The following is a 13,104-nucleotide window of genomic DNA, read 5'->3' as shown; positions in this document are numbered from 1 at the left end:
CGGGACTAGCAGGTGCCGAGCATCTGCTGCAGGGCGGTCTTCTCGGCCGACTGCAGGGACAGCTTGTAGGTGTACTTCACCCAGATCCACTCGCGGGCGTAGATGCAGTGCACCGACGTGTTCGGCGGCTTCCACGCCGACGGGTCGGAGTCGCCCTTCGACCGGTTGCTCGACGCGGACACCGCGATCAGCTGCGAGATCGTCAGGTTGTTCGCGAACTCCTGGCGCTTGGCCGTGGTCCAGGCGTTGGCGCCGGACTTCCAGGCCTCGGCGAGCGGCACAATGTGGTCGATGTCGATCCCCGACGAGTCGGCGATCCAGGTCGAGTCGTACACGCTGTACCACTTGCCGGCCGTCGGGTGGCAGCTGCTGTCGACGGTGACACCGGTCCCGTCGCGCTTCAGGACCTCTTCGCGGGTGTCGCAGGTCCCGGACTGGATGATCCAGTGCGGGAACAGGTCCCGGCTGTAACCGGTCATCGAGCCTTCCGCCTTGACGGTGAGACTCGCCAGCTCGGTCGCCGCCGTACTCGCCGACGGCGGCGTCGGCGGATAGGCGAGCGCCGGCCCGGCACTCAGGAACCAGGCCGTGGTCGCGGCCACGGCGGTGATCAGGAACGTGCTGATGCGTCGCATTGGTCAGGCCTCCGATGGGTGGGGCGGGTTTCCCCCTGACGTGCTGCCTCAAAGCCTTCCCCGATCACACGCGGTGAGAAACCACTCACCGGTGAAAGCCCCGTGAACTACGGGACCAAGGCCCCTGCACCGCGGCGCGCGGTGATGCGACGTTGAGCCTGGACGAGCGTCGTGCTCGCCCTCGTCGGGATGGAGGGACGGAGCTGTGACAAGAAGCCTTGTCAGCCGCTGGCTGAGGATCTTCGGAGCGGCGGTCCTGGCGATCGCCGGAGCGACCACGTTGACGCCGTCGTCCGCGCAAGCCGTCACCACCGCGTACCGCGTCGAGGCGCGGCTGGCCGCGCTCGGTTACCCGACCGGAACGGTCGACGGCGTCGTCAGCACCCGCACGCGGCAGGCGTTGTGTGCCTGGCGGGAGACGCACGGACTCCCGGTCGGCCGCTACGGCCTGACCAGCCGTGACACGTCGTCGGTGCTCGCGGCAACCAGGCGCCCGTACACCTCACGCACCAACGGCCTGTACGTCAACAAGACCTGCCAGGTCCTGTACCAGGTCGTCAGTCACTACAACCGGCGGATCGTCTGGGTCTCGACCGGCATGCGCGGCTATGACACCCCGAACGGCACCGGGCGGGTCTGGCGCAAGTGGGCCGGGTGGCACGAGAGCAGCCTGTACGGCGGCGCGTGGATGTACGACTCGATCTACTTCCGCCGCGATCACCCGGGGATCGCGATCCACGGGTCGGTCACGAACACGCTGGTGCACTCCTACCCGGCCAGCCACGGCTGCGTGCGCACCTGGCGGCCGACCGTCCACTACATCTTCCGGGAGACACCGATCGGAACGAAGGTCGTGGTCTACGGCCGTTACTGATCTACTACTGGTCCGCTACTGATCTACTAGCCCTGCTCGACCACGGTCAGCGTCCAGCCGCCGGCCGCTCGGTCGAGCTCGGCGTTCCAGCGCTCGTTCACCAGCTTGTGCAGCGACTTCGCGGTCCCCGGATCCTTGCCCGACTCGAGCAGGTGGCGGGCGACCAGGCCGCGGGTGTGCTTGGCGTTGTGCGAGACGACAGTGCGTACGCCGTTCCGCTCGCGGACCACGTTCACCGACACCCACTTGTCCGCCTGCGCGCCGCTCGGCCGCCACGCCGCGACGTACGTCGAGGAACGGCAGTCGACGATCACCCCGTCGACGTCCTTGAGCGCGGCGTTCAGCGGATCGCGCCAGACCGAGGCCAGCGGGCCGTGGCCGGGCAGCGTCGTACCCATCGACAGCCGGTACGGCGGGACGCGGTCGGCCGGGCGGAGCGCGCCCCACGCGGCCGAGATGACGAGCAGCCGGTTCGCGGCGCGGCGCTTCGTGCCGGCGGAGAGCGTGGCGTACCCGAGGGCGTCGTACAGCACGCCGGAATACAGCTCGGAGACCGGGACCGACGGCTCGGTGCGCCAGCGGGTGTTGCGCTCAACCTCGTGCCGCAGCGAGGCGCCGACCTCGAGTACGTCGTGGGCGTCGGCGGAGGCGGACACCTTCGCCAAGGTCTCGAGCACCTGCTCGCGGACCGGGTTCAGCTCCGGAAAGGACAGCGTCGACAGGTCGACCGCGCGACCGCGGGCCCGCCCGGTCTTGCCCTCGGAGGGCGGCAGCAGAATCAGCGTCACGTCAGCTCGTCCAGCGCGGCGAGGTCGGCGGGGGTCGGGTCCCAGGTGCCGGCGGCGACGTTCTGGGCGATCTGCTCGGGCTTGGTCGCTCCGGCGATCACCGACGCGACCGCGGGCTGCGCGGCCAGGCCGCCGATCGCCACGTCGATCATCGTCAGGCCGCGCTCGGCCGCGAACGTGTCCAGCGCCTCGAGCTTGTCGAAGTCCGCCCGCGCCAGCCGCTCCGGCTGCGATGCCAGCCGGGTGCCCTCGGGAGCCGACGTACCGCGCTTGTACTTGCCGGACAGCAGACCGGAGGCGAGCGGGAAGAACGGCAGGATGCCGATCCCGAGGTGCTCGCAGGCCGGCACCAGCTCGTCCTCGACGTCACGCTCGAGCAGCGAGTACTGGTTCTGGGCGCTGATGAAGTGCTCCAGGCCGTTCGACAGCGCCGTCCAGTGCGCGTCCACCACCTGCCAGCCCGCGAACTGCGAGCTGCCGAGATACCGCACCTTGCCCTCGGCAACCAACTCGGAGAGGGCGGCCAGGGTCTCCTCGATCGGCGTCACCGGGTCCGGGAAGTGCAGCTGGTAGAGGTCGATCCAGTCGGTGCCGAGCCGTCGCAGGCTGGACTCGACTGCCTTGCGGATGTACCGCCGGGAGCCGCGGACGCCCCAGTCCGGGCCGTTCACGCCACCCATGTCGCCGCCGAACTTGGTCGCGATCACGACCTCGTCGCGGCGCGGACCGAGCGCCTTGCCGAGCAGCTCCTCGCTGAACCCGTGCTCGCCGCGGTAGATGTCCGCGGTGTCGAAGAGCGTGATGCCGGCGTCGATCGCGGCGTTCACGACGGCCTCGGTCCGGCTGGCGTCCAGGCGCCGCCCGAAGTTGTTGCAGCCGAGTCCGACCACGCTGACGGTCAGTCCCGAGTCACCCAGTTGGCGGTACTCCATATTGCCCATGGGGATCAGCCTAGTCACCGCATACAGTGGCCCTCATGCCGAGTCTCACCGTCGACGGCGCCCGTGCTCGGGCCGCCGCGCTCTCCGTCCAGTCGTACGACGTCGACCTCGACCTCACCCAGGGCGAGCGGACGTTCGGGTCCACCACGACGATCAGGTTCACCGCCACCGAACCCACCAGCTGGGTGGACGTGAAACCCGACGCGCTGACCTCGGTCACCCTCAACGGCTCGGCCGTCGACGTGGCCGGACTGAACGACGGACGGCTCGAACTCACCGGCCTGCAGGACGAGAACGAGCTCGTCGTGGTCGCCACGATGGCGTACTCGCACGACGGCGAGGGCCTGCACCGCGCGGTCGACGCCGCCGACGGGCTCGCCTACACGTACGCGATGTCGTTCCTGGACGCCGGCCCGCGGATCTTCGCCTGCTTCGACCAGCCCGACCTCAAGGCGCCGTACCGGCTGAAGGTCACCGCTCCGGAGGAGTGGATCGTGCTCGGCAACGGCGCCGCCACCCAGGTCTCCCCCGGCCGCTGGGAGCTCGCCGAGACCAAGCCGCTCTCGACGTACTTCGTCACCGTGGTCGCGGGCCCGTACCACCAGGTCACCGACGCGCATGACGGGATCAACCTGAGCGTCGTCTCCCGGCAGTCGCTCAAGGACGCGCTGGACCGCGAGGCCGCGGACATCTTCGAGGTCACCAAGCAGTCCTTCGACGAGTACCACCGGATGTTCGGCTACCGGTACCCGTTCGGTGAGTACCACCAGGCGTTCGTGCCGGAGTTCAACGCCGGCGCGATGGAGAACCCGGGCTGCGTGACCTTCCGCGACCAGATGGTGTTCCGCTCCGCTGTCACCGACGGCGAGCGCAGCCAGCGGGCCCGGACCATCGTGCACGAGATGGCGCACCAGTGGTTCGGCGACACCGTGACGATGAAGTGGTGGAACGACCTCTGGCTGAACGAGTCGTTCGCCGAGTACATGGCGCACCGGGTCTCGACCGCCGCCACCCGGTACAGCGACAACTGGATCGACTTCGCCTACATGCGCAAGTGGTGGGGCCTGCAGGCCGACCAGCGGTCGTCGACGCACCCGGTCGCGGCCGACGCGGTCAAGGACGCCGCCTCGTCGCTCGACGACTTCGACGGCATCTCGTACGCGAAGGGCGCGGCGACCCTCAAGCAGCTCGCGGCGTACCTCGGCGACGACGTGTTCCTGGCCGGCGTCAACGCGCACATCGCGGCCCACGAGTTCGGCAACGCGACCTTCGCGGACCTGGTCGGCAAGTGGACCGAGGCCGGCGCGACCGGGCTCGACGACTGGGCCCAGGCCTGGCTGCGGACCCCGGGCCTCGACACCTTGACCGTCGTGCGTACGGCGGACGGGATCAAGCTGCACCGGAAGGCACCCGAGGCGTACCCGGCCAGGCGGCCGCACAAGCTCGCGGTCGCCGGGTACGACGCGGACGGCCGCCGCACCGATGTCGACGTACTGGTGGATGCCGACGAGGTCGACGTCGACCTGGACCCGTCGGTCGCGGTGGTGATCCCGGATGCCGGCGACGACAGCTGGGCGAAGATCCGGCTCGACGCGGACAGCCTCGCGAACCTCACGGCACTGCTGCCGAAGATCGACGACGGCGTCACGCGGGCCGTCGTACTGAACAGCGTCCGGGACTCGGTCGCCGACGCCGAACTGGACCCGAAGGCCGGGTTCGACGTCGTGCTCGGGATGCTGCCGACGGAGACCAGCGACATCGCGGTCGGGACGCTGCTGAACTGGTCGATCAGCCACCTGCTCGGCGTCTACCTGCCGTACGAGCCCTATCGCGGGCAGCTGGCCGACGTACTGCGCACGCGGCTCGAGACCGTCGAAGCCGGGACGAGCGTGCAGTTGTCGCTGACCCGCGGGTTCGTGCGGTTCACCGACGACGTCGACCGCTTGAAGGGCTGGCTCGCCGGCGACGGCGTACCGGACGGCGTCACGATGGACGCGGACCTGCGCTGGCTGGTCACCTTGCAGCTCGCACGACTCGGGGCGATCGGCGAGCCGGAGATCGACGCCGAGCTGCGGCGCGACTCGTCCTCGGAGGGCGTCGTACACGCGACCCGGTGCCGCGCCGCGCTGCCGACCGCGGAGGCGAAGGAGCGGGCCTGGGCGCAGATCATCACCGACGCCGACCTGCCGAACTACGAGCTGTACGCCGCGTGCGAAGGGTTCTGGCACCCGGCGCAGGCCGAGCTCACCGCGCCGTACGTCGACCGGTACTTCGCCGAGATCGCGGGAACCGAGAAGCTCCGCTCCGGCTGGGTCGTGGCGAGCAGCGCCAAGCTCGCGTTCCCGCGGTACGCGATCGAGCAGCGGGTCGTCGACCTGGCCGGCGGGCTGATCGCGGACGAGTCGGTCGCGGCCGGCATCCGGCGTTCGGTGGCCGACAGCGCGGACGACCTCAAGCGCGCGCTTTCGGTCCGTTCGGCGTACGGCGACTGACCCCGTCGTCAGCCGTCACGCCGTGTTGTGACTAATGTGACTGGTGTGACCAGGAGGACCCTGGTGACCAGGCAAGATGTGTTTTCGTGACCTAACCTCCACAATGACAGGGCGGCACGGCGCGCCGGTCTTGGTCAGGTCCGGCGTCCGGGAGAGACTGTCTAGAACCGCACAGGAGAACAAGGTCAATGCGCGAGGCGAGGCTCGTCGGTCTGAGTCAGGATGGGACCCAACTCATCCTGGCGCTGGCAGAGACCGGCGAGGAGTTCGCCGTTCCGGTCGACGACCGGTTGCGTGCGGCCCTCCGCGGCGACCGTGCCCGACTCGGCCAGCTGGAGATTCAAATGGAGAGCGCGCTGCGCCCACGAGACATCCAGGCTCGTATCCGCGCCGGCGAAAGTCCCGAGGCGGTCGCGGCGGTCGCCCAGATGCCGATGGAACGCGTGATGGCGTTCGCCGGACCGGTCCTGGCCGAGCGGGACCACATCGCTACCCTCGCGCAGCGCGCGTCCGTCCGTCGCCGGGGCGGCGGCGACGCACCCACCCGCAACCTCGGTGCCTGGGTCACCGACCGGCTCCGGCTCCGGCACGTCGACCCCGCGTCGGCCGAGTGGGACGCCTGGCGCCGCGAGGACGGCCGCTGGGCGGTGCGCGTCTCGTACTTCGTCGAGTCCGAGGACACCGACGACTCCGGCGAGGAGCAGAAGGACGAGAAGATCGGGATGTTCGCGTACGACGCTCCCGGTCGGTACGTCGTACCCGATGACGACGAAGCGCGCTGGCTGGTCGGCGAGCAGGCGCAGGTGCTGCCGACGCCGGTCCAGCCGCAGCCTGGGGAGCGGCGGCTGGCCGCGGTCGCCGACATCGACCCGCTGATCGCACCCGACCACGGCGCCGACAGCTACGAGGCAGGCTTCGAGGACACCGTCGCCCTCCGCCGCCGAAACCACCCGGTTTCCCGCGACGACACACGCGGCTTCCCCGCTGACGGCTCGGGCTACAGCTCCCAGCGTGAAGGTTCTCAGGGCTACGGGTCCCAGCGTGACGGCTCTGGCTACGGCTCCCAGCGCGACGGTTCCCAGAGCTACGGCTCGCAGCGTGACGGGCGCGAGGACTACCCGCGTGAGGTCTCCCGCGCGCCCCGCGACCCCGAACGCGGCCCGCGCCGGGTCCACTCGGTCCCCAACCCCGACGAAGAGCCCACGCTGATCGATGTCCCCGTCGACCAGCCCCCAGCTCCCCGTCCCTCGGTCCGCGCCGTCGAACGCCCCACCACACCCCCCACCTACGCCTCCCCCGCCACCGAAGCCGGCGACTACCGCGACGACCCGTCCGCCCGCCACGACCGCGGACACCAGGAACAGACCCCCCACGACTTCCGCGACACCCCCAACTCACGCGGCAACCAGACACCACGCGACTACCGCGACGAGCCCGCCGCACGAACCTCCCGCGACGCCCAGGCCCCACGTGACTTCCGGGACGCCCCGTCGGCCGACACCTCACGTGGCGAGCAGGCGCCGCAGGACTTCCGCGACACCCCGACCGCACGGGACGCTCGCGGCGACCAGACACCACGTGACTTCCGCGACGCCCCGTCGGCACGGGACGCTCGCGGTGAGCAGGCACCACGTGATGACCGGGACGCCCCGTCCGCGCGCAACTCTCGCGGTGAGCAGGGTCCGCGCGACTTCCGGGAGGAGCCGTCCGCGCGGGGTTCCCGCGGTGAGCAGGCGCCGGTGGGGCGGGCTGTTCCGTCGCGGACTGCCGAGCCCCGGCGAGCCGAGCCGAACCGTCCGACCGGGCCGCGTCCGACCGCACCGCGCCCGACGGAGTCGCAAGGCAACCGCCCGCACCCCGCCGAAGACGACCGCCCGGCGACGGCCCGCGCGTCCGACGGCAACCAGCAGCCCGAGCCCGCCCAGGCCCGGCCCGCACAGGCCTCCCCGGCGGCCCCCCAGCCGGCGGCGACCGTCGAGCAGCCCGCACTGCCGGACGGCACCGAGGACGCCCCCGCCGAAACCCCGGCCGAGCCGAAAAAGAAGCCGGCCCGCCGAGGCAAGCGCGCCAGCGTCCCCAGCTGGGACGAAATCATGTTCGGCAAGAAAGCCGACTGACAGCAACGCCCCTCGCCGAACAGGCAACGGGGTCTGGGAACAAGCAATAGCTTGTCTCCGGACCCCAGCTGTTGTTCCTAGACCCTCCTGGTCAACTGCGCTTTCACCGTCCGCCGTGGTCTGCGCGCGGGTCGCCGGCCATCTCGCCGTACGCCGTCGTACCGGAGGTCTCGCGCAGGTCCTGGGCGGTGCGGTCCTCGAAGTCGGTCTTGATGATGCCGAACGGCTCCACCTCCATGCGCAGGGTGTCGGAGTACGCCTCGAGCGCGTGCTTCGTCGCGTAGTACCAGCAGCCGAGCGGCAGGGCGATCTCGCCGCCGACGGAGGAGACGTTCACGATCGTGCCGCTCCCCTGGCCGCCTCGGTCGCGACAGACCCGGGCTGCCGAGCACTGGCGGCACACGTTCAGCACCCAACACCACGGGTGAGCGCGCAAGCACCAGCTGGCTGACACATCACGGACACCTGTCTCGCATTGCGAACAGTGTTTGGCTGATCACTCCTGCTGCTGCCATCATTCTTCGCATGCAGATGCTGTGTTGTTGCTGTTGTCGCTGACGCGCGCCGGCTCCCGGCGCACGAGGCCCTGTCCTTTCCGTGGCCCGCCCGCCGACACAGCACTCACAGGAATCCCGCATGAATCTTCCGGCCCTCGCCGACCTGTTCGCGTCCCATGGCCTCCGGCTGCTGCCCGGCTCGTACCCCGTGCCGGTCGAGCTGCTGGTGCAGTTGCCTGACGCAACGATCGCCCGGTTCAGCGCCCGCGGCACGACGCTGCGGCTGCGCACGTACTCCCCCGACGCGCTCACCACGATCACCATCCCGGCCGAGTGCGGCTGCGGCGACCACCACCCGCAGACCGGCCCCGCCCGCGTCACGCTCAGCCGGTACGCCGTACCTCTCGAGGAGCGCGTGATCGACGGCGAACTCGAGCACGGCTGGCACCACCACGAAGCCGGCCTGCTCCGCCTGGCCGACGCGGTACCGCACTTCTTCACCCTCCTCGACCAGCTCCGCGCCCGCGAACTGGTCGGCGTCGCCTGAGCCCGGCCCGACCCCCGGCCGGATGCTTCAGGGGCGGCGGTGGGCCGGCTCGGTGGCGTCGAAGCGGGCGCGGGCCGCGTCGACCTCGGCGAGGTTGGGCGACCATTCGGCGAGAGAGTGGAAGAGCGGGGCGAGGCTGCGACCGAGCGGGCTGATGTCGTACTCGACGCGCGGTGGGACCTCCGCGTGGTACGTCCGGGTGATCAGGCCGTCGCGTTCGAGCTGCCGGAGGCGCTGGGTGAGGACCTTCGGGGTGATGGCGCCGATCCGGCGGTGCAGCTCGACGAACCGCTGCACGCCGTACTCGTTCAGCGTCCACAGAATCGGTGTCGTCCAGCGGCTGAAGACCAGGTCGACGACGGGTGCGATCGGGCAGGCCTGAACAGGGTCAGCAGTGGTCTCGGTCACAAACCCAATACTATCCTCTAGGTACCTACTATCCCCACGCCACTAGCGTGATGGCCATGATCGTGATCACCGGAGCAACCGGCAACGTAGGCCGTCCCCTCGTCCAGACCCTGACCGCACTCGGCGAGGACGTCGTCCCCGTCTCGCGCACCGGCACCGGCCACCGGGCCGACCTCACCGACCCCGGCACCCTGCGGCCCGTACTCGACGGCGCGAAGGCCGTCTTCCTGCTCACCTCCCCCGACTTCCTTGCCCGCGGCAACCTCCAGTCCGTGGTCGACGTACTGCGGGATTCCGGCGTACCGCGCGTCGTCCTGCTGTCGTCCCAAGGCGTGACCACCCAGCGGCACCCGTCCGTCCACGAGGATGCCGTGACCGGATCCGGGCTCGAGTGGACGATCCTGCGGCCCGGGAACTTCGCCAGCAACGCGTTCGCGTGGGCCGAGTCGATCCGCACGCAGCGGGCGATGTTCGCACCGTTCGCCGACGTCGCGCTGCCGGCCGTCGACCCGCAGGACATCGCCGAGGTTGCCGCGGCCGCTCTCCGCGAGCCGGGTCACGCGGGCGCCGTCTACACGCTCACCGGCCCAGCCGCGATCTCCCCACGCCAGCAGGGGCAGGTGATCGAGGAGGCTCTCGGTACGCCGGTCCGGTTCACCGAGCTCACCCGCGACCAAGCCCGTGCCGGCATGCTCGACTTCATGCCGGAACCAGTCGTCGAGGCCACCCTGGATGTGCTGGGCTCACCGCTTCCCGCTGAGCAGGAGGTCAGCCCTGACGTCGAGAAGGTCCTCGGCCGCCCGCCGCACAGCTTCGCCACCTGGGTCTCGCGAAACCTGCACGCCTTCCGCTGACAGAGCTAGGCAGGCGACTCTTCGGGCGGAGCGGCACCGGCAGCGGGTGGAGCGGAGAGGGTTTGCAGTTGGTGGCGGAGGGTCTCGGTGACCTGTTCGGCTGCGCGTTGGGCGGCGGTCAGGGCGGCGAAGCGGTCCTCGGCGGACTTCTTCACGTCGGACAGCTGCGTCTGATGATCGGCGCGAAGCTGCTCGCGGTCCGCGCGGTGCTCCGCGCGCAGCGCGTCAAGCTCCGCGCGGTGGCGCTCCCGCTCCTCGCGCAGCTCCGCGCCCAACTGTTCAGCAGTGCGCTGCGCGGCCTGACGCTCCGCCTCCGCCGCGGACCGAGCGGTCTGCGCGCTCTCGAGCTCACTCCGCGCTTGACGGAGCTGCTCTTCCGCGACCGTCTGCGCCTCACGAATCCGCTGCTCAGCCTCGGCCCGCACCCGCTCGACCTCAGCTGAGGCCGCTTCACGGGCCGCGGCAAGCTCCTGCCGAGCCTGCTCCACCTCGACGGCGGCCTTCTCGCTGACGGCCGCAGCGTCCTTCCGCGCCTGCTCCGCCGCCTCCTCGGCGACCATCACGTCCACACGAGCCTCGTCGAGCGCCTTGACAGCCTCCTGGGCAGCCTCGTCCGCCTCGTCCCGAGCGTCCTCGGCTTCGGCCGCCTGTTGCTCGGCCTTCCGCCGACGATGCTCTTCCTCACCTCGCTGCCGCTCGACGTCGGCCAGCTCGGCCTTCGACGCCGCCTGCAACTGCTCCACCTCGGCAGCGACCGCCTCCGCGTCGCCGTACGTCCGGATCGCCTCCGCGATCTGTGCGAGATAGCCCTCCAGCTCCCCCACCAGGCGCGGCAGGTTGCCCTTCATCAGCTGCTCGAGCGTCATCCGGGCCGCCGTCACCGGGCCGGTCACCGGCTCGGCCGGCTCGGCACCCGCCACGTCGCGCCGCACCGGTTGCCTGGCCAGCCGGTTCTTCGCGGCCCAGGCGTTCGCCTTGTTGTGCACGACCGGTTTCCCGTCGACGCCGGCGCCTTCCCGGCCGCAGTACTTCGGCGGCCGTCCCGGAGCTCCGGTATCCACCTGCTTCGGGTTCGCGCAGCTCACGCCCGGGAACTCGCACAGCCCCTGCCGAGTCCGCGCCATCGGCTCAGTCGTCATGTCACCACTCTACGGCATTACGTCGATAAAGTTCTGCATTAGGTTTGGTTTGAATCAACTACTTTAGACACAACCAAACTGAACTGAAGTAGCGCATAATCCCCGTTATGCGCTAGCGTGTTTCGCGTGAGCGATCTGCCGGCAGAGCTGCCGAGACCCGACCTGGCAACAGAGGCAGCCGTACGACGCTCTCTCGGCCGTCGCCGCCCGCTCCACGACCCCGCAGCACAGCCGGTCGACCGCCTGGACCTCCTGATCGACGCACTCTCCCCGGAAGTGACAGCCCTGGTCGTGCTCTGGCTGGGCGGGACGCGCCGCGCGAGCCGCGACACCCGGATCGGGTACGCCGACGACCTCCTGCTCTGGGCCGACTGGGCGCGTCGTGAGCTCGGCCGGGAGCGGTTCGCGCTCGACCTGCGGCGCGGCGACATCACGATGTGGCTCACCTACCAGCAAGACGCCGGCGCCGCCGCATCGTCCGTCTCCCGCCGGTTGTCCGCGCTGTCCAGCCTCTACCGGTACGCCGCCGGCTGGGGCCTGCCCGTGGTGTCACCGATCTCCGACGACGACCATCGGCCGAAGTTCCACCGCGGCCGGCGCGCGACCTCGGCGCGAGTCCTGGACGCCGATCAGGTCGGGGATCTGCTCGCGGCAGCAACCGACGTCCGCGACGCCCTGGTCGTCGGCCTGCTCTACACCGCCGCGCTACGGGTCTCCGAGCTCTGCGGCGCCGACGACACCGACCGCCAGGACGAGGGACGGCGTACCTGGCTCGTCGTCACCCGCAAGGGCGGTAAGGCGGTCCGGGTACCGCTCGAGACCACGGTGGCCGAGCTGCTCGACGCCTACCGTGCGACCCGGCCGGCCTGGACCGGCGAGGGACCAGCTCCGCTGCTGGCGGATGCGACCGGCAACAGACTCGACCGTCACGACGTCACCAGGCTGCTCCGCCGGCTCGCGAAGGCCGCCGGGATCCCCCGCCCGGAGACGGTCGGCCCGCACTCGCTGCGCGCCACCGCGATCACCGACCAGAAGCGCCGCGGCCACAGCGCCGAGGACCTTCAGGAGCTGTCCGGTCACGCCGACGTGCGCACAGTCATGGTCTACATCGACGACGACGGCCGCGCCGAACGCGTCGCCGCCCTCACCGACGACCTGGGCCGGGTCATGGCCGCCGTACCCCACCGGCTGACGTCCCCCTGACCAACGGCAGGAACACGTCGTCGACCAGGGCCGTCATGGTCGACGACGACACGGGCGAGTGGCTGAAGAAGATCTCGTGCCGCATCAGGTTCGTGGGGGCGGTGAGGACCGCGGCAGGTACGTCGGCCGTCGCGATCTCGCCGCGCTCCGCGGCCCGCTTGACGAGCGTCGCCATCACGCCGGTCATCCGGCTGTACACCTCCGGGTCGAGGTCCGGCGCCTCGGCCATCAGCCCGTGGATCGTATCCGGACCGAGCTGCGTGAACCTGTCCGCCATCTGGCGCAGTACTCCGAGGACGTCGCCGCGCAGCGACCCGGTGTCCGGCACCTTGTCGACGATCGAGCCGGTGTGGTGCCGCAGCGCCGCGATCACCAGCTCCGCCCGGTTCCGCCAGCGCCGGTACAGCACCTGCTTGCCGGTCTGCGCCCGCGCGGCGACCGACTCCATCGTCAGCTGCGCATAGCCGGACTCCGTCAACTCCGCCCAGGCGGCGTCGAGCAGGACGACCTCCAGTTCGGCACCTCGCCGGCGTTCCATCGAACCTCCAAAGAGACCTTGCGTCTCCTATCGGTGCGAGTCTACCCTGGCAGCTCATAAGAGACACTGCG

At 70.4% G+C, this 13,104-nt stretch carries 13 protein-coding genes; 6 read left to right on the top strand and 7 right to left on the bottom strand.

Features of this window, described 5'->3' with window-relative positions:
- Positions 1-5 precede the first annotated feature (5 nt).
- A complete protein-coding gene (locus tag AB0M51_RS23225; protein ID WP_363750349.1) occupies positions 6-635 on the bottom strand; it encodes an HNH endonuclease family protein in 630 nt (209 codons plus the stop codon).
- 205 nt (positions 636-840) lie between these two features.
- Between AB0M51_RS23225 and AB0M51_RS23220 the strand changes: the two genes are divergently transcribed.
- Complete coding sequence (locus AB0M51_RS23220) at positions 841-1,509, top strand: L,D-transpeptidase family protein (RefSeq protein ID WP_363750347.1); 669 nt, start codon at positions 841-843, stop codon at positions 1,507-1,509.
- Between the two features lie 26 nt (positions 1,510-1,535).
- Here the strand turns inward: AB0M51_RS23220 and AB0M51_RS23215 are convergent, their stop codons facing one another.
- On the bottom strand, positions 1,536-2,297 hold the full coding sequence (locus AB0M51_RS23215; RefSeq protein WP_363750345.1) for a peroxide stress protein YaaA: 762 nt from the start codon (positions 2,295-2,297) through the stop codon (positions 1,536-1,538).
- Complete coding sequence (locus tag AB0M51_RS23210; protein ID WP_363750343.1) at positions 2,294-3,238, bottom strand: aldo/keto reductase; 945 nt, start codon at positions 3,236-3,238, stop codon at positions 2,294-2,296. The genes AB0M51_RS23215 and AB0M51_RS23210 overlap by 4 nt, the downstream gene beginning before the upstream one ends.
- Positions 3,239-3,273: 35 nt before the next feature.
- Between AB0M51_RS23210 and pepN the strand changes: the two genes are divergently transcribed.
- Together pepN and sepH are read left to right on the top strand one after the other, a co-directional pair.
- Positions 3,274-5,730, top strand: a complete 2,457-nt coding sequence (gene pepN / locus AB0M51_RS23205; protein ID WP_363750341.1) for an aminopeptidase N — start codon at positions 3,274-3,276, stop codon at positions 5,728-5,730.
- Between the two features lie 188 nt (positions 5,731-5,918).
- Positions 5,919-7,847, top strand: a complete 1,929-nt coding sequence (gene sepH, locus AB0M51_RS23200; RefSeq protein WP_363750339.1) for a septation protein SepH — start codon at positions 5,919-5,921, stop codon at positions 7,845-7,847.
- A 103-nt stretch (positions 7,848-7,950) separates the two neighbouring features.
- Here the strand turns inward: sepH and AB0M51_RS23195 are convergent, their stop codons facing one another.
- The gene (locus AB0M51_RS23195; RefSeq protein ID WP_363750817.1) at positions 7,951-8,250 is read right to left on the bottom strand and encodes an SDR family NAD(P)-dependent oxidoreductase; all 300 of its coding nucleotides are present in this window, start codon (positions 8,248-8,250) and stop codon (positions 7,951-7,953) included.
- A 233-nt stretch (positions 8,251-8,483) separates the two neighbouring features.
- Between AB0M51_RS23195 and AB0M51_RS23190 the strand changes: the two genes are divergently transcribed.
- Positions 8,484-8,891 (top strand): hypothetical protein, encoded by a 408-nt coding sequence (locus AB0M51_RS23190; protein ID WP_363750337.1) that lies wholly within the window; start codon positions 8,484-8,486, stop codon positions 8,889-8,891.
- 27 nt (positions 8,892-8,918) lie between these two features.
- On the opposite strand, the gene AB0M51_RS23185 is transcribed toward AB0M51_RS23190, so the two are convergent.
- Positions 8,919-9,299 (bottom strand): helix-turn-helix domain-containing protein, encoded by a 381-nt coding sequence (locus AB0M51_RS23185; RefSeq protein ID WP_363750335.1) that lies wholly within the window; start codon positions 9,297-9,299, stop codon positions 8,919-8,921.
- A 56-nt stretch (positions 9,300-9,355) separates the two neighbouring features.
- Between AB0M51_RS23185 and AB0M51_RS23180 the strand changes: the two genes are divergently transcribed.
- Positions 9,356-10,153: an NAD(P)H-binding protein gene (locus AB0M51_RS23180; protein WP_363750333.1), complete on the top strand. Its 798-nt coding sequence runs from the start codon at positions 9,356-9,358 to the stop codon at positions 10,151-10,153.
- A gap of 5 nt (positions 10,154-10,158) precedes the next feature.
- Here the strand turns inward: AB0M51_RS23180 and AB0M51_RS23175 are convergent, their stop codons facing one another.
- Positions 10,159-11,292 (bottom strand): hypothetical protein, encoded by a 1,134-nt coding sequence (locus AB0M51_RS23175; RefSeq protein ID WP_363750331.1) that lies wholly within the window; start codon positions 11,290-11,292, stop codon positions 10,159-10,161.
- 126 nt (positions 11,293-11,418) lie between these two features.
- Here AB0M51_RS23175 and AB0M51_RS23170 point away from each other — a divergent pair, with 126 nt between their 5' ends.
- Complete coding sequence (locus AB0M51_RS23170; protein ID WP_363750329.1) at positions 11,419-12,495, top strand: tyrosine-type recombinase/integrase; 1,077 nt, start codon at positions 11,419-11,421, stop codon at positions 12,493-12,495.
- Here AB0M51_RS23170 and AB0M51_RS23165 read toward each other — a convergent pair.
- Entirely contained in the window at positions 12,458-13,033 is a 576-nt protein-coding gene (locus AB0M51_RS23165) for a TetR/AcrR family transcriptional regulator (RefSeq protein WP_363750327.1), read from the bottom strand. The two genes, AB0M51_RS23170 and AB0M51_RS23165, sit on opposite strands and share 38 nt — an antisense overlap.
- Between the last annotated feature and the right edge of the window lie 71 nt (positions 13,034-13,104).

Origin of the sequence: Kribbella sp. NPDC051137 (genome assembly GCF_040682535.1) — a bacterium.
Taxonomy (GTDB): domain Bacteria; phylum Actinomycetota; class Actinomycetes; order Propionibacteriales; family Kribbellaceae; genus Kribbella; species Kribbella karoonensis.
The sequence above is the reverse complement of the archived record's forward strand: the minus strand, read 5'-3'. Positions and strand labels throughout refer to the sequence as shown.